The 17,832-nt window shown below is 70.5% G+C and carries 15 protein-coding genes; 14 read left to right on the top strand and 1 reads right to left on the bottom strand.

Annotation, left to right across the window (positions count from 1 at the left end; genetic code table 11):
• Position 1 precedes the first annotated feature (1 nt).
• Genes WMF12_RS13165 through WMF12_RS13150 form a run of 4 tightly spaced genes read left to right on the top strand, consistent with a single transcriptional unit; the run spans position 2 to position 4,700 of the window.
• A complete protein-coding gene (locus tag WMF12_RS13165) occupies positions 2-253 on the top strand; it encodes an acyl carrier protein (protein WP_012235160.1) in 252 nt (83 codons plus the stop codon).
• Positions 250-1,125: an acyl-ACP desaturase gene (locus WMF12_RS13160; protein ID WP_437871431.1), complete on the top strand. Its 876-nt coding sequence runs from the start codon at positions 250-252 to the stop codon at positions 1,123-1,125. The genes WMF12_RS13165 and WMF12_RS13160 overlap by 4 nt, the downstream gene beginning before the upstream one ends.
• A gap of 36 nt (positions 1,126-1,161) precedes the next feature.
• The gene (locus WMF12_RS13155; protein ID WP_437871427.1) at positions 1,162-2,490 is read left to right on the top strand and encodes a beta-ketoacyl-[acyl-carrier-protein] synthase family protein; all 1,329 of its coding nucleotides are present in this window, start codon (positions 1,162-1,164) and stop codon (positions 2,488-2,490) included.
• A gap of 59 nt (positions 2,491-2,549) precedes the next feature.
• The gene (locus tag WMF12_RS13150; protein WP_437871421.1) at positions 2,550-4,700 is read left to right on the top strand and encodes a thioredoxin domain-containing protein; all 2,151 of its coding nucleotides are present in this window, start codon (positions 2,550-2,552) and stop codon (positions 4,698-4,700) included.
• A 278-nt stretch (positions 4,701-4,978) separates the two neighbouring features.
• Here the strand turns inward: WMF12_RS13150 and WMF12_RS13145 are convergent, their stop codons facing one another.
• Entirely contained in the window at positions 4,979-6,664 is a 1,686-nt protein-coding gene (locus WMF12_RS13145) for an OmpA family protein (protein WP_437871415.1), read from the bottom strand.
• 341 nt (positions 6,665-7,005) lie between these two features.
• On the opposite strand from WMF12_RS13145, the gene rpmH reads away from it, so the two are divergent.
• The 10 genes from rpmH (at position 7,006) to WMF12_RS13095 (ending at position 17,759) form a co-directional block, all read left to right on the top strand.
• The gene (gene rpmH / locus WMF12_RS13140; protein WP_012235155.1) at positions 7,006-7,155 is read left to right on the top strand and encodes a 50S ribosomal protein L34; all 150 of its coding nucleotides are present in this window, start codon (positions 7,006-7,008) and stop codon (positions 7,153-7,155) included.
• Between the two features lie 10 nt (positions 7,156-7,165).
• Positions 7,166-7,729, top strand: a complete 564-nt coding sequence (rnpA, locus tag WMF12_RS13135) for a ribonuclease P protein component (protein ID WP_437871407.1) — start codon at positions 7,166-7,168, stop codon at positions 7,727-7,729.
• A gap of 71 nt (positions 7,730-7,800) precedes the next feature.
• Positions 7,801-8,184, top strand: a complete 384-nt coding sequence (gene yidD / locus WMF12_RS13130) for a membrane protein insertion efficiency factor YidD (protein ID WP_276598071.1) — start codon at positions 7,801-7,803, stop codon at positions 8,182-8,184.
• Between the two features lie 156 nt (positions 8,185-8,340).
• Positions 8,341-10,125 carry a membrane protein insertase YidC gene (gene yidC, locus WMF12_RS13125; RefSeq protein ID WP_437871398.1) on the top strand — a complete coding sequence of 595 codons (1,785 nt, stop codon included), beginning with the start codon at positions 8,341-8,343 and terminating at the stop codon, positions 10,123-10,125.
• Positions 10,118-10,675, top strand: a complete 558-nt coding sequence (locus tag WMF12_RS13120) for a protein jag (RefSeq protein ID WP_437745965.1) — start codon at positions 10,118-10,120, stop codon at positions 10,673-10,675. Before yidC ends, WMF12_RS13120 begins: the two co-directional genes overlap by 8 nt.
• Before the next feature lie 335 nt (positions 10,676-11,010).
• Positions 11,011-11,364 carry a 50S ribosomal protein L19 gene (rplS, locus tag WMF12_RS13115; RefSeq protein WP_012235149.1) on the top strand — a complete coding sequence of 118 codons (354 nt, stop codon included), beginning with the start codon at positions 11,011-11,013 and terminating at the stop codon, positions 11,362-11,364.
• A gap of 279 nt (positions 11,365-11,643) precedes the next feature.
• On the top strand, positions 11,644-12,810 hold the full coding sequence (locus WMF12_RS13110; RefSeq protein ID WP_437871388.1) for an FHA domain-containing protein: 1,167 nt from the start codon (positions 11,644-11,646) through the stop codon (positions 12,808-12,810).
• A gap of 228 nt (positions 12,811-13,038) precedes the next feature.
• Positions 13,039-15,180 (top strand): FHA domain-containing protein, encoded by a 2,142-nt coding sequence (locus WMF12_RS13105; RefSeq protein WP_437871380.1) that lies wholly within the window; start codon positions 13,039-13,041, stop codon positions 15,178-15,180.
• A gap of 42 nt (positions 15,181-15,222) precedes the next feature.
• Positions 15,223-17,412 (top strand): protein phosphatase 2C domain-containing protein, encoded by a 2,190-nt coding sequence (locus WMF12_RS13100; RefSeq protein WP_437871375.1) that lies wholly within the window; start codon positions 15,223-15,225, stop codon positions 17,410-17,412.
• Positions 17,413-17,621: 209 nt separating this feature from the next.
• Positions 17,622-17,759: a hypothetical protein gene (locus tag WMF12_RS13095; RefSeq protein WP_437745961.1), complete on the top strand. Its 138-nt coding sequence runs from the start codon at positions 17,622-17,624 to the stop codon at positions 17,757-17,759.
• Positions 17,760-17,832 lie beyond the last annotated feature (73 nt).

Genomic DNA, 17,832 nt, shown 5'->3' with positions numbered 1-17,832 from the left:
CATGACGGACAAGACCAATCTGCTCGAGATTTTCAAGACGGTTGCCGCCCGGGTGGACAAGCGCGAGTTCCCCAATGTCACCGCGACGTCTGTGATCACGGAGCTCGGCATCGACTCGCTCTCGATGATGCAGATCGTGGGAGAGATGGAGACCGAGCTCGGGATCATGATTCCGGACGAGGATCTGGTCGAGCTCATCACCGTGGGCGACCTCTGCAAGAAGGTCGGAGAGCGGCTGGAGGCGACCGTATGAGCCAGCTGGAGGAGAAGATCTTCCAGGAGTACATGACGTTCTTCGAGAAGGCGGAGCGCGAGCGCCGCTGGAACGTCTTCCAGGACATCCCGTGGGAGCGCGTGAACAAGGACGCGAGCGAGGAGCTCGCCCTGTGCGCGGAGACCTTCTGCTCGGTCGAGATGTACCTGCCCGACTACGTGGCGAACGGCATCAACCTCGTGCGGAAGTATTTCGGCCAGGCGTGGTTCCAGGCCAACTGGGCCTATGAAGAGTCGAAGCACTCGCTCACGCTGATGCAGTACCTCCTGCGCTCCGGCAAGCGCACGGAGGAGCAGCTCAGCGATCTGCAGCACCAGATCTTCGCGAAGAAGTGGGACCTCCCGTTCCACACGCCGCGGCAGATGACGTTCTACGGCTGCGTGCAGGAGATGGCGACGTTCGTCATCTACGTGAAGCACCGGGAGCGGGCCGCGACGGAGGGCGACGAGTGCCTGCGGACGATCTACGACTACATCGCCCGCGACGAGATCGCCCATTGCCGCTTCTACCAGAGCGTCATCAAGGTGCTGCTCGAGGAGGACCGGCCGGGGACGCTCACGGACATGGCGCACGTGTTCGCGAACTTCGAGATGCCGGGCGTCGGGATCGTCCCCGACTACGACTCGCGCATCCTGAAGATGCGCGAGGCCGGCGTCGACCGGAACGTGTTCATCCAGAAGGTCTACATGCCGATCCTCAAGTACCTCGGCGTGAACCGGCACGAGATGCTTGCCGCCCAGCGCACCGCGCTCGATCTTCGCCGCGGCGGTGAGCGCCGTGACCCCTCGATCGAGGGCCTCGCAAGCGCTCCCAACCTGGACAAGACTGCGCCCCAGGCGCTGTCCGCCTGAACCTTCCACCTCCCCCCAACGAGCAAGAGCAGTCCGATGCGAAGGCGCGTCGTCGTGACCGGGATCGGAGCCGTTTGCCCGCTGGGCAACGACGTCGCGACCACCTGGCAAAACCTCCTCGCCGGCAGATCCGGCGTGGACTACATCCGCGATTTCCCCGTCGACAGGCTCCGCAGCGACATCGCAGCCAGCGTGAAGGGGTTCGATGTCGGGAGGTACCTGTCGCCCAAGGAGGCGGAGATCTATGGCCGCGTGACCCACTTCAGCCTCGCGGCCGCGGTGGAGGCGCTGCGCGAGGCCGGCATCGTGCCGATCGAGCGCGCCTCTGGCGCGGAGGACGAGGCGGCGGAGCGCGCGGGCGCGCGGGCACAGGGCGCGCCGCCGCTCGCCGCCGCAGCGCCGGCGAGCGGCATCGACCGGACCCGCGTCGGGTGCCTGATGTCCACGGGCATGGGGTCGGTCGAGATCTTTGAAGAGCAGGTCGGCAGGAGCGCGGCGCGCGGCCCGCGGGCCGTGTCGCCCTACTTCATCCCGGGGGTCATGCCGAACGGCGCGGCGGCGCTCATCTCCATGCGATACGGGCTCATGGGGCCGTCGTACAACCTCGCGAGCGCGTGCGCGACGGGCACGCACTCGATCGCGACCTCGGCCCTCATGATCGAGGCGGGCGAGGCCGACGTGATGGTCGCGGGTGGCGCCGAGGCCGCGACGCGGCTCAACACCGTCGCGGGGTTCGGCAATGCGAAGGCGCTCGCCAGGGCCGTCGACGGCGACCCGGCGCGCGCGAGCCGCCCGTTCGACCGGCGCCGCCAGGGCTTCGTGATGGGCGAGGGAGCAGGCGCGCTCGTGCTCGAGGAGGAGCAGCACGCGCTCGCGCGCGGCGCGAAGCCGCTCGCCGTCGTGGCCGGCTTCGGGATGACCACGGACGCGGAGCACCTCACGCGGCCACACTCGGGGGGGCTCGGGCTCGCGCTCGCGCTGGAGCGCGCCCTCGCCAGGGCGGGCACGGCGCCGGAGGCGATCGGCTACATCAACCCGCACGCGACCTCGACGCCGCAGGGCGACGCCGCCGAGGTGCTCGCGCTGCGGCGCGTCTTTGGCGAGCGCCTCGCGCGCATCCCGATCTCGGCGACCAAGTCGATGATCGGGCACCTGCTCGGCGGCGCCGGCGCCGTCGAGACGATCGCGGTCGTGTGCTCGCTGCGCGACCAGCTGCTGCACCCGTCGATCAACGTGGATGAGCTCGATCCGGAGTGCTCCCTGGACGTCGTGAGGGAGCGGCGGGCGGTCGATCTGCGTCACGCGGTGAAGTGCTCGGCGGGCTTCGGCGGGCACAACTGCGCGCTGGTGCTGGAGCGGGCGTAGCGCCGGCGACCGCCGCGGGACGGCTGGCGGCCCCACGCGCCCGGCTCTACGTGGGGCTCATGGCAGCCCACAAGAACAGGCTCGCGAGCGAGTCGTCGCCGTACCTCCTGCAGCACGCGCACAACCCGGTCGCGTGGTACCCGTGGGGCGCCGAGGCCCTCGATCTCGCTCGCCGAGAGGACAAGCCGATCCTCCTGTCCATCGGCTACGCCGCCTGCCACTGGTGCCACGTGATGGAGCGCGAGTCGTTCGAGGACGAGGCGATCGCCCGGCACATGAACGACCTCTTCGTGAACATCAAGGTCGACCGGGAAGAGCGGCCCGATCTCGACCACATCTACCAGCTCGTCGTGCAGCTCATGGGCCGGAGCGGCGGCTGGCCGCTGACGGTGTTCCTCACCCCGGATCAGCGCCCCTTCTTCGCGGGCACGTACTTCCCGCCGAAGGACGCGCTCGGCATGCCCGGCTTCCCGAAGGTGCTCGACAAGATCGCCGACGCCTTCAGGAACCGGCGCGACGACGTCGAGCAGCAGGCGCAGGAGATCACCGATGCCATCGAGCGCGCTCAGCGCGCGCCGGCGCGCGCTGCAGGCGTCGTCGCGCCCGCGTCGTCCGATCTGCTCCGGCGCGCGTCGCGGCAGCTGCTCGCGCGCCTCGACCCCCGCCACGGCGGCATCGGATCGCGGCCGAAGTTCCCGAACACGATGGCGCTCGACGTGCTGCTCCGCCGCGGCGTGCTGGAGGGCGATCGCGTCGCGGCGGAGGGCGTCGAGCTCACGCTGGACAGGATGCGGGACGGCGGCATCTGGGATCACCTGCGCGGCGGCTTCCACCGCTACTCGACGGACGAGCGCTGGCTCGTGCCCCACTTCGAGAAGATGCTCTACGACAACGCGCTGCTCCTGCGCCTCTACGCCGACGGGTTCCGCGCGTTCAGGAAGCCGATCTACGCCGAGACGGCGCGCGAGATCGTCGGCTACCTGTTCGCCGAGATGCGCGACCCGGAGGGCGGCTTCTACGCGTCGCAGGACGCCGACTCGGAGGGGCGCGAGGGCAAGTTCTTCGTGTGGACGCTCGAGCAGCTCCGCGACGCCGTCGGCGAGGATCAGCTCGCGTACGACGTGGCCCGCCTCGTCTTCGGCATCAGCGAGGAGGGCAACTTCGAGGACAGCGGCGCGACGGTGCTCTCGCAGCACCGCACGCTCGAGCAGGCCGCGGCGGTCATCGACGACGGCGCGGGAGGTGGCTCCTCGACCCACCTCGATCGGTGCCGCGATGCGCTCGCGCGCGCCAGGGTCGCGATGCTCGCGGCGCGCGACGCGAGGCCTCGGCCGGCGCGCGACGACAAGGTGCTCGCGAGCTGGAACGGGCTGCTCATCGGGGCGCTCGCCGACGCCGGGCGCGCGCTGGACGAGCCCGCCTGGGTCGACGCCGCGGCGCGCGCCTTCGCGCTGCTCGAGCGGAAGCTCATCCGCGGCGGCCGCGTCGGCCGTTATCTCAAGGACGGCGCGCCTGCAGGCGCGAAGAGCGAGCAAGGCGGCTCCGGGGCGGCCGTGGGCGACGTCCGGCCAGGGTTCCTCGACGACCAAGCGTACCTCGGGAACGCGGCCCTCGACCTGTACGAGGCCACCTCCGACCCGCGCTACGTCGACGTCGCGCGCGCGATCGCCGACGCGATGATCGCGCACCACTGGGACGAGGCCGCGCCCGGGTTCTTCTTCACGCCGGACGACGGCGACGCGCTGATCGCGCGCACGCAGGACATCTACGACCAGGCCGCGCCCTCGGCCGCCTCGATGGCGGCGCTCCTCTGCCTGCGCCTCTCCGAGATCGCCGACGAGCGTTACCTCTCACCGGCAGAGCGGCAGCTGGACGTCCTCGCGCCGACGGCGCTCGAGAACTCGTTCGGTCTCGGCCAGACCGTGTGCGTTCTCGACCGCCTGACGCGCGGTGCAGTAACGGTCGTGGTGGTCGGCGAGGCGGGCTCGGCGTCGGCGGCCGAGCTCGCGCGCGAGGCGTTCAAGGCGTACCTGCCGAACCGGGCGATCGTGCTCGTGGATCCGGCTCGGCCGAAGAGCGCCGCGGCGGTGAAGGTCGTCGCCGAAGGCAAGCCCGCGCGCCCTGACGGGGCGGTCGCCTACGCATGTCGCGGGCGGACGTGCTCGGCGCCTGTCACGACGGCGGCCGATCTCAAGGCGCTGCTGGCGTAACGCGGCACGCGCTGAGCTCGCACGGGCCGCGATCCGGGGCGCCTCCGCAGGTGCATCCGGACACCGGGCCCGGAGCGTGGGTCTGCGCGCATCCACGTCCGACGCCTTCGGCGCGGGCGTCGCTCGGAGCGCAGACCTCCACGTCGAGCCTCGAGTCGTCGTCGAAGTCCGTGACGAAGGTGCAGCTGCAGCGGTATGGCGTGCCCTGCTCAGGGCGGCACGCCGGCGAGAGCACCACGCACAGCAGGGCTCCCGCGCGCGCCGTCCGGATGGGCCACCTACGGCGTGACGGTACCGCCACCCTTGTCGCCGCCAGCCTTGTTCCCGCCCGTGTTGCTCTCGCGGATGTGGAACTCGACGCGCCGGTTCTTCTGGCGCCCAGCCTCGGTGTTGTTGTCGTCGATCGGCCGCTTCGGACCAAAGCCCGCCGCCGTGAGCCGGGCGGGATCGATGCCACCCCGCTCGATCAGGTACGTCCTGACCGAGTGAGCGCGATCGTTCGAGAGCTTCTCGTTGAGCTGGTCCGAGCCCCGGTTGTCGGTGTGGCCCTCGATCGCGACGAGCGTGATCTCGGGGTTCACCTTCAAGAGCCGGACGACCTCGTCCAGGATGCTGTAGCTGTTCTGCAGGATCCTCGCGCTGCCGGTCGCGAACTGCACCTGCTTCAGGATCTGGATCTCGCTCGACCCCGTGATGCGACGGATGAACTGCGGGCAGCCGTTCTTCGTCGGCTCGGGGCTCGGCTGGCCCGGCTCCTTGGGGCAGGCGTCCTTCGCGTCCGCGATGCTGTCCTCGTCGGCGTCGTCCTCCGGGCAGCCGTCGGCGTCGTTGATCTTGTCGAAGTCCTCGGGCTGATCCGGGCACTTGTCGCTGATATCGGGGATGCCGTCGCCGTCGCGATCGGGCAGCGCCGGGCAGCCGTCGTCGGGGTTCGGCGGCTTGCCGTCCTCGGGATCGGTCGGGCAGAGATCGATGTCGTCCGGGAGCCCGTCCTTGTCCGTATCCGCGGCGCGCGGCGGGACCGCCTGGAAGCGCCTGCCAGGAGACACAGGCTCGACATCCTTGATGCCGAACGAGTAGCCGACGACCGCGACCATCCGGAAATCCGGCGCGTAGCCGCCCGACAGCCGCGTTCCGGCGCCGACCCCGAGCCACCCCTTCTTCCGCTGATCGAGCGCAAGCCGCCCCTCGGCCATCCACTCCAGCGGCGTGTTGTCGCCGGTGAACGTCGTGCCGCGGCCGAGGCCCGTCGATCCGAAGATCTGCGCGCCGAGCCGCAGCGCCCCGTTCCGCAGCGGGAGGAAGCCGCCGATCCCCCACCTCCACTCGTTCGTCACGGCGAAGTCGTTGAGCGATGAGTACGGACGGAAGTGCACCCCGGTGTTCAGGACGAAGAACATCGACTTGAGATCGATCTCGCCCGAGAGCCCGATCATCGCGCTCGCCGCGTTGTCGCCCGAGAACGAGAGCTTGCTGCCGGTCGGCACCCACGCCGTCGCGTTGGCGCCCAGCTTGAAGAAGCGATCCTCGGTGCGGTACAGGATCGCCCGCCCGTCGAGCCGGATGTCCATGAGCGCGGCGGTCGACGGGCTCGCCGCGTCCTCTGCGCCGGCGACGCTCGGGTCGTTCGTCGGGTTGCTCGTCTGGAGGGCGATGATCGGCAGCCCCACCTGGAACGAGAAGCGGTCGAGCAGCTCGACGCCCCCGTTGAAGTAGCCGATGAGCTGCGAGGACACCGGCGAGCCGTGTTCCCTGCTGAACCGCCCCGCGGCCTGGTCGTCATTCAGCATGTTCTCGACCCGGAAGGGATTGAGGCCGAGGCCGAGCCCGAACTGCCCGAAGAAGCGCGTCTCCGGCGCCACCTGCGGTCGCCAGAGCGCGATCGAGTCGTCGGGAGCACCGGCCATGTAGAGCCGGTCCAGGTAGAACGTCCTCGTCTGCGCGCTCACAGGGAGCGCGCTCAAGAACAAGGCTCCCGCCGCAGCAGCCGCCAGCGCGCGTCGCTTGACGCCCCGTGCGGGCGCGTGCTGCTTTTCCCCCTCATGTCCTCCGGTGCGCGTCAAATTCCCTCCTGTGACCCGCTCTTGAACGACCGTTGCGGTCGATCGGAGGCTACACGCTAACCCAGGCCTCTAGAAAGGTGAGAGAGAACGGCGAACCTGGGCAAGGCGCGTAACCGCGCGCAACCGCGCGTCACCACGTCGTCTGGTGTTGACCTGGGCCAAATGCCGTGCTTTCTTGCGCGCCCGCTTGACGTGCGGCCAGGATGCCGCCGTTCGCGGTCCAGACCGAGGGACCACCAGCCATGAAGCGCACCTACCAGCCCCATAACACCCGCCGCGCCCGGACCCACGGCTTCCGTGCGCGTATGGCGACCGCCGGCGGTCGCAAGGTCATCAACAACCGCCGCCGCAAGGGCCGCGCCCGGCTCGCGCCCACCATCTACAAGAAGTAACGCGGCGGTGATGGCGCCAGCGCGACCGCGCTCGTCGGCGTCCTCCTCCTCGTTCCCGCGCGAGCGCCGCATTCGCAGGCGGGCAGAATTCGTCCGCATCCAGAACGGTGGTCATCGCGTCAGCACCCGCCACCTGCTGTTCCTCGTCGCGGCCCCCACCGAGGGCGCTGCTCACGGCGGGGTCCCCCGCGGCACGAAGAGCGCTGCCGCGCCTGTCCCATCCAGGGCGCCTCGCCTGGGCCTCGTCGCCTCGCGCAAGGTGGGCGGCGCTGTGGCGCGCAACCGCGCGAAGCGCCTGCTCAGGGAGGCGTTCCGGAGATTCCCGGAGCTCTTCCCGGAGCGCGTCGACATCGTGGTGATCCTCCGCACTGGCGCCGGCTCGCTCGGCCTCGATGACGTCCTGGCGGAGCTTCGTGGCGTGGTTCCGGTGCTCCGCCGCCGGGCGAAGGAGGCGCTCACCGCCGCGCCACGCGCGCGAACGGAGGTCATGGCCGAGCGCAGCGCAAGCGATCCACCTGCGCCCGCGCCAGACCAGACTGGCCCGACCGACCCAACCGACCCAACCGACAGCTAGAAGATGGCGCGGCATACCTTGCGCCGTGGTGCGCTGGGCCCCAAGCTCCTCGCTCTCTCACGGCTCACCGCATGCTGGCGACGCTCCTCCTCGCGCTGATCCGCGCCTACCAGATGACGCTCTCCAGGCTCATCGTGGCGTTGATGGGCCCGGTCTGTCGGTTCGAGCCCTCCTGCTCGCGCTACGCCGCCGCCTGCATCGTGGACCACGGGGCGCTCCGGGGGAGCTTGCTTTCGCTCAAGCGACTGTGTAGGTGTCACCCGTTTCATCCAGGCGGGTTCGACCCTCCGCCACCACCTCGTCTTCGCCGTGCCGCGGCTGCTCGGATGCCGCGTCAACGGGACGCTGACCCGCGGGATACGACACGCTGTTCGTCTACTGGCGCGGAGCTCGCCTCGCACGCCTCATCCCCTTGTCGAGCGGGCTTCAGCGGCCGGGTCACCCTCATGGACTAATCCCCCTCGGCCATCGACAAGGCCCCCTGCGGCACGGCGCCCGACACGCCGCGGAGCGAAGCCCGCACGAAGCGACCCTGGGCAGCCTCGTGAGGCGTCACGAGACGCCCGCAGCGAAGGGCGCGGCTCGAGATCCTGGGATCGACGAAGGACTTCATGGAACGCAGCAATATCGCCAAATGGCTGTTCCTCGGCCTCGCCATCATCCTGTTTTTCCAGTTCGGCAAGCCGCTCCTCTTCGGTGAGGGCGCGCCGCAGCTCCAGCCGCTCGACGTCAAGGACAGCACGGCCCCCGCAGAGCGCGCCCCCGAAGAGACGTGCGCCATCGACGGAGATCGCTTCAAGGCTGAGCTGTCCACGCGAGGCGGGTCGCTCCGGCACCTCTGGATGACGGACCCGAAATACATGACGGGGAACGACGAGCGCAGGCCGATGGACCTGGTAACGACCTCGCTCGAGTCGCGGATGCCTCTCAGGACGGACCTGCACCTGCCTGGCGGCAGCGCGCCGCAGGTGCCGTTCGACGACCTCGACTGGAAGCTCTCGGCGCAGGACGGCAAGAGCTGCACGTTCACCTACGCCGACAGCGCGACGAGGCTCACCAAGGTCGTCGCGGCCACGGGGCGTCCCTTCGAGCTCTCGGTGCAGATGACGGTCGAGAACCTCGCGCAGGAGCCGCGCAAGCACCGGCTCGCCGTCGAGCAGACCGCGTGGCGGACCCAGAAGGAGACGGAGGGCCATCTCGGCCTGATCTCGGAGTGGATCACCGAGACGGTCGCCGCGACCGACCAGAAGACCGAGCGCCAGCTCCCCGACGCCTTCGAGCCCGGCGACTTCAAGGACCCGGAGTTCACCGCCGAGCGCTGGCGGCGCACGCCGGGCAACGCGCGGTTCGCCGCCGTCTCGAGCAGCTACTTCAGCAAGATCGCGATCCCGCTGGAAGGGCCAGGGCAGCCCACGGCCGAGACGCAGATCGAGGACGTCTGGGATACATCGAAGTTCCAGGACAAAGGCAAGGACCCGAGCTACGGGCACGTCTATCGCGCGCGGCTCGCCTATCCGGAGCACGAGCTCGCGCCCGGCGGCGCGGTGACCTACAAGCTCCTGTCCTTCACCGGGCCGAAGGAGCGCGAGCTGCTCGCCGCCGTGGACCACGGGGCGAGCGAGGTCATCAACCTCGGCTGGTTCTCGCCGATCGCGAAGCTCCTCGTTTCGTACCTCTATGTCCTCCACCGCGCCGTGGGCAGCTGGGGCTGGGCCATCGTCCTGCTCACCATCACGGTCCGGCTCCTGCTCTTCCCGCTGAGCATCCAGCAGATCAAGAGCGCCGCGGCGATGCGCAAGCTCAAGCCGGAGATGGATGAGATCAACGCGAGGTACAAGGACGACGCCGCCCAGCGCGGCCTCGCGATGCAGGAGCTCTGGCGCAAGAACAAGGTCGCGAACCCGGTCGTCGGCTGCTTCCCGATGCTGCTCCAGATGCCGGTATGGTTCGCCCTCTACACCGCGCTCCAGACCGCGGTGGAGCTCTACCACACCCCGTTCGGCCCCGTGATTCCGGACCTGTCGGCCCCGGGAAAGTACTTCATCATTCCCATCGTCCTCGGCGGCTCGAGCTTCATCCAGCAGAAGCTCATGCCCCCGCAGGGCGACCCGGCGCAGCAGAAGATGATGATGTACCTGATGCCCGGCATCTTCACCGCGATGATGCTCTTCCTCCCGGCCGGCCTCGGCGTTTACATGTTGACGAACACCTGGCTCGGCATCGGGCAGCAGGTGCTCGTCGAGCGCTACCTGAAGGCGAAGAACGAACGGGCCGGCGGCATCCAGGTGCGAGAGATCGCGAGCGCGGAGCCCCAATCCGCGATGAAGAAGACTCCGGGCGACGACGACAAGTCGGCCCCTGCTCTCGGAAAGGGAAAAGCACGTGTCCGTGGATAGTGAAGTTGCCGAAAGGGGAATCGACGCAGCGGATGTCGATGCCGAGGCGCAGGGCGCTGACGACGCGGCCGAGTTCGAGGAGGACGGGCGCGCCGACGTCGCGCTCGACTTCGTCATCGATGTGCTCGCGGCGATGGGCATGGACTGCACCGTCGACCTCCTCGAGAACGAGGAGGAGGATCCGCCCGAGGAGATCCGGCTCGAGATCGAGGGGAAGGACGCGGGCCGCGTGATCGGCAAGAAGGGGCAGACGCTCTCGGCGCTGCAGTTCCTCGCCAACCGCGTGATCAACCGGCCGGGCAAGAAGCGGCGTCATGTGATCATCGACGCCGAGGGCTACCGGCAGCGGCGCGAGGACACGCTCTCTTCCATGGCGCGCAGGCTGGGCAAGCAGGCGGTCGAGGAGGGCAAGATCATCACCTTCGAGCCGATGAACCCGCAGGACCGCCGCGTCGTCCACCTGGCGCTGGCGAAGTTCCCGGGCGTCGTCACCAAGAGCGACGGCGAGGGAGAGGCCCGCCGCGTGCAGATCATCCCCGTCCGCCGCTGAGGCAGAAGGCCCGGCACGAAGCGCGCACCAAACGCGCACCAGACGCGCGCATCAAGAGCGACTGCGCCGCTGCCGGCGTTGACACCGGATCGCCCGCATGCATAATGCCGCACCTCTCCGGTACCCCCCGGGGAGGTGCGCGGGCACGCGCTCGCGCCCATGTTCTCCCGGAACCGCAACCGGGTTCCATCTGCGTTCATCGCGTGAAGCACGAGGGCCGCGCGCGGCCCCCGCTCCGCCGGACGCAGTCCACGAACGGCGGCGGCCCAGCCCCCTTGAGCACGGGCACGGGACCGCGAAGACGGATCCCCGACCCTTTGAAGGATTGACCGACCATGCAGACCTCGAACATCCTCGCGAAGATCGAAGCTCCCCTGTTCCGCGAGGGGATCCCGGATTTCCGGGTCGGCGATACGGTGCGCGTCCACTACCGGATCGTCGAGGGCGAGAAGGAGCGCATCCAGGTGTTCCAGGGTGTCGTTCTGAAGCGCCACCGCGCCGGGGTCCGGAGCACCTTCACCGTGCGCAAGGTGAGCTTCACGGTCGGCGTCGAGCGCATGTTCCTCCTCCACAGCCCCCGCATCGACAAGGTCGAGATCGTCTCGCGTGGCGTGGTCCGGCGTTCGCGGCTCTTCTACCTGCGCAACCTGGCAGGCAAGGCCGCTCGCGTCCGCGACGCAAAGGATTGATCCCGCCGGCCGGCGCCCCGGCCGCGAGGAGAGCGCTCCCGCAGAGCAGATTGCCAGGGGGACAGCCGGCTCCCTGGTTCGATCGCGCGCGCAGGCATCCATGGCACAGCGCGGAAGCAGCTGCGCGCTGGGCGATGACGCCTGCATGCGCGCGCACGCACCGCGTTGCCGGCCTGTAGCAAGGGTTCCCGCATACTTCTTCCTTGATCCTCGGCCGAGCGGCCACGGTATGCTCGCGGCGGCGGTGCCCCAGCGCCGCGAAACCCGAGAAGGATCACCATGCTCTGTCCGCGTTGCGGTGCGCCCGCGACCCCCGCCGATAAATTCTGCGCTGTGTGCGCCTCGCCGCTCACCCCGTCCGGGCCTGGAGCGTTCGGGGCTCCTCCGCCGCCGCCTCCTCCGCCGTTTCCTGCTCCGGGCTTCGGGGCGCCCCCCGAGCCTCCCCCGAACTATGGCTCGCCGAGCGGCGGTTTTGGTCCGCCCCCGCCGGCGCCTTTCGGGGCTCCTCCAGGCTCGCCTCCCGGGTTCCCGCCGGCGCCCGAGGGCGGCCCGGCCGGCTTCGGTCCGCCTCCGCCCTTCGGGCCGCAGCCTGGTGGTTACGGGGCGCCCCAGCCGCCTCCTCCGGTACCGCTGAAACCTCCGCCGTTCCCGCCGGAGCCGCCGATCTACGGCGCGCCGGGCGGCGGCTATGGCTCGGCCCCGAGCTTTCCGGAGCAGCAGGGCAGCTACCCCGGCCCTCCGCTCCCGCGGCCCGGCTTCGGCCCGCCCCCGCAGCCCGGGTTCGGTCCGCCCCCGCAGCCGCAGGGCGCGCGCTGCGTGCAGGGGCACGCGATCCCGGCGGGCGGCTCGTTCTGCATGGAGGGAGGCCACCCGATCGCCCTCGACGGCATCCAGATGAGCGGCGATCCCTTCAACCAGACGGCCTACGCGCCCAACCAGCAAGGGGCATCCGCACCGCCGCCGATGCCGCAGGCGAGCGGCAGCGGAGCCTACGGCGAGCCGCCGCAGCCACAGCAGAACATCGCCCCGCCGGGCCCGCCGCCCGCGTACATCCCGCCTCCTCCCGCGGTGCGCCCGCCGACGCCGGCGCCGCCGAGGGCCGCGGGGCAGGAGAGCCGCCGCACCCTCGCCGGCTTCCTCGTCAGCTTCCAGGACGACGCGCTCGGCAGGTTCTGGCCGCTCTGGCAAGGCAAGAACATCGTCGGCCGCGCCGAGACAGGGCAGAAGGTCGACATCGAGATAGCGCACGGTACGACGTCGACACATCACGCGACGGTCGAGGTCGACGGCGGTCGGCTCGTCCTCGCCGACCTCGGCTCCACCAACGGGACGTTCCACAACGAGGAGGCGATCGGCTTCCAGGGCCGACGCGAGCTGCGCGATGGCGACAAGATCCGCTTCGGCGGGTTCAGCGTCATCCTGCTCAGCGTGTCGGCGCGGGCCTGACGGGCCCATCGCACGAGGAGAGGCGTTGCCGAGCCTGGCCCCCTTCCCCCGCGACGTTCGACCGGCACCTGGCGCCCCGGCCAGGCTGCGTGAAAACCAACCGGATAGCCGTCGCCAGCGCGCGGCGGCCGCCCCGCTCGCGCAGGGAGCGCTCCTCGGCTCCCTCGCGCCCGCTGGAGATCCCCACGCATGACTCCCTCTCATGACGCGACTCGCCCGATCCACTCCATGAGCGCCTCCGCCCGTCGCGGCAGGCGCGAGGGCAAGGCCCTGCGCTGCGCGAGGCTCCTCGCGCTCGCGGCCGCTGTCCTCGCACTCCTCGCCGGACAGCGCCGCGCCGAGGCCGCGCCCGAGGCGCACGTGCTCCGCATCGACCCGCGCGCGAGCACCGTGGACGGCTCGCCCGTGCTCACGACCGTGCTCGAGGTCGTGCAGAACAAGCGCCTCAGCGACCTCACCCGCAACTGCGCCGCGCTCACGGGCAACGCGAACCTCGATTGCGTCGCCGATGCGATCGAGCAGCCGTCGGCGCTCTACTCGTCGTTCGACTTCCCGGACAAGAACGCGATCCTCTCCGTCACGGTCGACGGCACGGATCTGCCGGCGAAGTTCGAGTCGAAGGCGCGGTGGGGCGACAGCGCCGGTCAGCCGGGCGTCGGGACGGCGTGGCTCATCCTGATCGACGCCGCGTCGAGCATGGGCAACCGCTTCGACGAGGCGAAGGCGGTCGCGAGCGCGTTCGTCAACGCGATGCAGCCGAACGACATCGTCGACGTGATGTTCTTCAACGATCGCGGCATCGTCGAGGACTCGAAGTGGGTGAGCAACAAGCAGGCGGCGGCGCAGGCGATCGCCGGCGTCGCGCGCACCTACCCGACGCAGGGCCGCACGCGCCCACTCTTCACGATCATCAAGAACGCCGCGACCGACGCGTTCAAGGAGCTCGGCAACGCAGGTCAGGGCGTCCAGGTGCCGATGCACCAGGCGATGGTGGTCCTCTCGAACGGCTCCGCCGGCGCGGATCCCAGCTCGACGGCCGCCGCGTCGAACCTCCTCCGCGAGTACCTGACGAAGGGGCGGTTCCCCGAGAACAACGACGTCCTGCCGAAGACGCCGGTGCCCGTCATCTCGATCTGGTTCCCGAGCCAGCTCGTCGAGGAGTTCACGGCGAACGCCCGCGAGTTCATGGAAGGGATGGCGAACACCGAGATCGGCGGCTTCTTCAGCGTGGTGCGCGACGGCCAGCAGCGGCGCGCGGCCAACATCGTCAACGCGATCCGCACCCGCTTCAACAAGATGCACATCGTGAAGTGGCGGGTCTCGTGCGTCGCGCCGAGCATCACGCAGACGTTCAAGCTCGCCTTCATCAACACGGATCCGCCGATCGCGGGCGACGCCACCTTCCAGAACGTCCCCGTCGGCATCGATCCGACCGCGTGGCCGATCGACATCGACCGCGACGCGACCGACCGCGCGGCGAAGAAGACGCCGATCTATCCCGGCGGCACGATCAAGATCTTCGGCAACTTCTGCTGGGGTGGCAACGCGCAGCGGGCCGAGATCTACATGGTCCCGAAGAACCAGGCCGCGCCGCAGTCGCTGCAGGGCGGGAACCTCGAGGACGCGAAGAAGGCCCAGCGGACGCTGATCGAGGGCGGGATGCGCGGCAAGGCGATCTCGGCCGGCGACAGCGTCGTCGAGTTCGAGCTCCCGGACACCGACAAGTTCCTCGTCGGCAAGGGCGACCAGATGACGGCGCGCCTCATCGTCTACGACAACCAGGCGCGGCGGACGAGCGCGGTCACGGCCGACAAGATCCTCACGCTGAAGGCGAAGGAGGCGCCGCTGCCGTACCTGCTCATCGGCGGCGTGACCTTCGGCGGGGTCGTCATCGTGCTGCTCCTCGTCTCCATCTTCCGCGGCGGCGGGAAGCGACGCGGCGGCACGGTGGCGGCCGCGCCCCCGAGGCCCATCGTGGCGGGGAGCGGGCCGCCTCCGCCCTACGCGCCCGCGCCGCCGCCTCCGGGCGACTTCGGCTATGGCGGCGGGCCGATGATGGGCCCTCCCATGGGCGGGGCCAGCCGGGCGACGCTCTCGGGCCCGGCGGGCATCTTCACCGTGCTCCCCGGCGCCGAGGTGCGCGCCGGGCGCGACGGCGCCTCGTGCCTGATCGCGCTGTCGGAGCCGCGCGTTTCCGGCACCCATGCGAGCGTGAAGCTCGAGGCCGGCCAGCTGTTCGTGCGGGACGAGAACTCCAACAACGGGACCTACGTGAACGGCCAGCGCATCGCCGCGTCCGTGTGGACGCTCGTGCCACCCGGCGCGTCGTTGCGGTTCGGCCCCGTCGAGTTCAGCGTCCGTTTGGAGTAGCGTGTCCGGGGCCCGTTCTCGCGCCCCGAGCGACGCCCCCCCATGATGCCCCCGACCGAGTCCTCCCCGCACCTCAAGATCGAGTTCGCCCAGGCCAGCGATGCTGGTCGGGACCCGAACAAGCAGGTCAACGAGGATGCCTGCGGCTACGCCGAGACCAAGTTCGGTTACCTGTGCGTCCTGTGCGACGGCATGGGCGGACACTATGGCGGCAGCGAGGCGAGCCGCACCGCCATCCAGACCATCTTCGAGATGATCGAGCGCACGCCCGCCACCGTGGATCCGAGCGGGGCGCTCAAGGCCGCGATCGAGGAAGCGGGGCGCCGCGTCTACCAGCTGGGCGGGCCGCCGGAGAACCGCGTCCGACCCGGCTCGACCGTCGTCGCGATGGTCCTCCACGAGCGCGGCGTCGATGTCGCGCACGTCGGCGACAGCCGCGCGTACGTGATCCGGAGCCACCAGATCTACCCCCTCACGCGCGACCACTCGATGGTGCAGGGGATGATCGACGCGGGCATGCTCACGGAGGCGCAGGCGATCGGCCACCCCGACGCGAACAAGATCACGCGCGCGCTCGGGATGAGGCCGGAGGTGGAGGTCGAGGTTCGACCCGAGCCGATGGAGCTCTACCCGGGAGACGTGCTGATCCAGTCGAGCGACGGGCTCACCGACCTCGTGCTCCCCGGCGACATCCTCGGGTGTACGCGGCAAGCGCTCGCATCGGGCTCGGTCGATCACGCGTGCCGGATGCTCGTGCAGCTCGCGAACCACCGCGGCGGTCACGACAACATCACCGTCCAGATGGTCCGGGTGCTCGAGACGGGCGGCCGCTCGCTGACCATCGCGCACGGGCCACCAGGGACGGCTGGCCCGGGCGACGGCGTCACTCCTGCGCGCGCTTCACGCCCTCAGGAGACCGTCGCGATGACCCGGTCCGAGGCGGCGGCGATCGGCCAGCAGCACGCCACGAGCACGCCGCTCCCCCACGGCCATGGCGCTCCTGCGGCCGCGAGCGGCGCGGCGGCGGGGATGGCGGCCGCAGGAAACGCGCCGGCGCCGTACCCGGCGTCCATCAACAACGCGATCACCGTGGTCCCGACGGGCTCCCCCGACACGCCGCGCCCTGCGCCCACCAGCGACGCGGTCACCGTGGTCCCGGCGGGCTCCACCGGCGCGCCGGGGCTGCGTCCAGCGTCCCCCCGCTCCGCGGCGACCGCGGCCTCGACGGGCTCCGACAACGTGCCGGCCGTCGCGCCGACGGCCACCGACAACGTGCCGGCCGTCGCGCTGACGGCCACCGACAACGTGCCGGCCGTCGCGCTGACAGCCACCGACAACGTGCCGGCCGTCGCGCCGGGCGCTGCCCATGGCGCGCCGGCGCTTCGCTCCACCACCGTCGACAGCGCGCCGGCCGTGAGCCCCACGGCCACCGACGAGCTGCCTCCCGTGGCTCTTGCCGCTGCCCCCAGCGCGAAGGCCGTGAGCCCCACGGCGGCCGATGGCGGGTCGGCCATGACGCCCACGCCGATGGACTCCGCGCTGGCGCTGCCTCCAACCGTGCCAGGCGCCCATCCCCCGGTGGCTTACCCGAACGCGCCCGACGCGCCCGCCGTGCTGTCTCCCCTTCCCCTGAGCGCTCCTGCGCCGTCTCCGATGGGCCGCGCCGCGCCTCATCAGCCTGGTTCGTTCGGAGCGCCGCTTCACCCAGGCGCCGCTTACGGCGCTCCGCCCCACCCCGCCGTCCCCCACGGCGCACCGCCCCCTCCTGGCGCCGCCTACGGCGCGCCGCACCCTGCAGGCGCCGCCTACGGCGCGCCGCCCCCTCCTGGCGTCCCCTACGGTACGCCGCACCATCCTGGCGCCGCGTACGGTGCGCCGCCTCACGTCGGCGCCGCCTATGGTGCGCCTCTTCACGCGACCGAGCAGGATGTTCCGCCGCCTTCGGTGGCCTTCCCGGGGCACAACCCAGCAGCGCCCGGTGGTCCCCCGGTCGCCGCCGCCCCACCCCCCCACCTCGCGCCCGCGCCGCTGCATGCTCACGCGTACGCCGCGACCGGCCCGCGCCCCGCGCCAGCACCGAGCTTCTCAGGACCCGTCTCGTCCTCCGGGGCATCGAGCGTGCCGAGCACCGTGCGCGCCACGCGCGGCGTCTACATCGCCCTCATCGCCTCGGCCGCGGCCGTGATCCTCGCGCTGTTCGTCTTCCTGCTCTGGAAGCTCCTCGGCAGCTGAGCGCGGCGCGGAAAGGCGCGGAAAGGCGCGGAAAGGCCGCCCCCCACCCACCGCCCCGCACGGATGAGCGGAAACCGCGACGGAAACGAGAACGAGGACCGAGCTCGGCTCGCTCAACTCAGACGACCACCGCGCAACGGCCCCGCTCGCGGAATGCGATTGAAGAAAGATCGGATTCCGGATTAGCCTAACTTTCCGGAGGTCCTTCCATGCTTGGCGACCAAGAGCTCGAGCACGGCGACGACATGGATGGCGCGCCTGAGGATCTGGAAGAAGAGGTGCCGGAGTCGACCCGTACACCCTCTCTCGAGGAGGCCCGCGCCGGCTTCATGCTGCTCGATCTGTGACCCGCTGAACCACCTGTTCCCGGAAGTCACGACGCTCCGCGCCGACACTCCGTTCGTCCAGCGGGCGAGAGCC

This window comes from Sorangium sp. So ce363, assembly GCF_051520435.1.
Classification (GTDB): Bacteria; Myxococcota_A; Polyangia; order Polyangiales; family Polyangiaceae; genus Sorangium; species Sorangium cellulosum_B.
The sequence above is the reverse complement of the archived record's forward strand: the minus strand, read 5'-3'. Positions and strand labels throughout refer to the sequence as shown.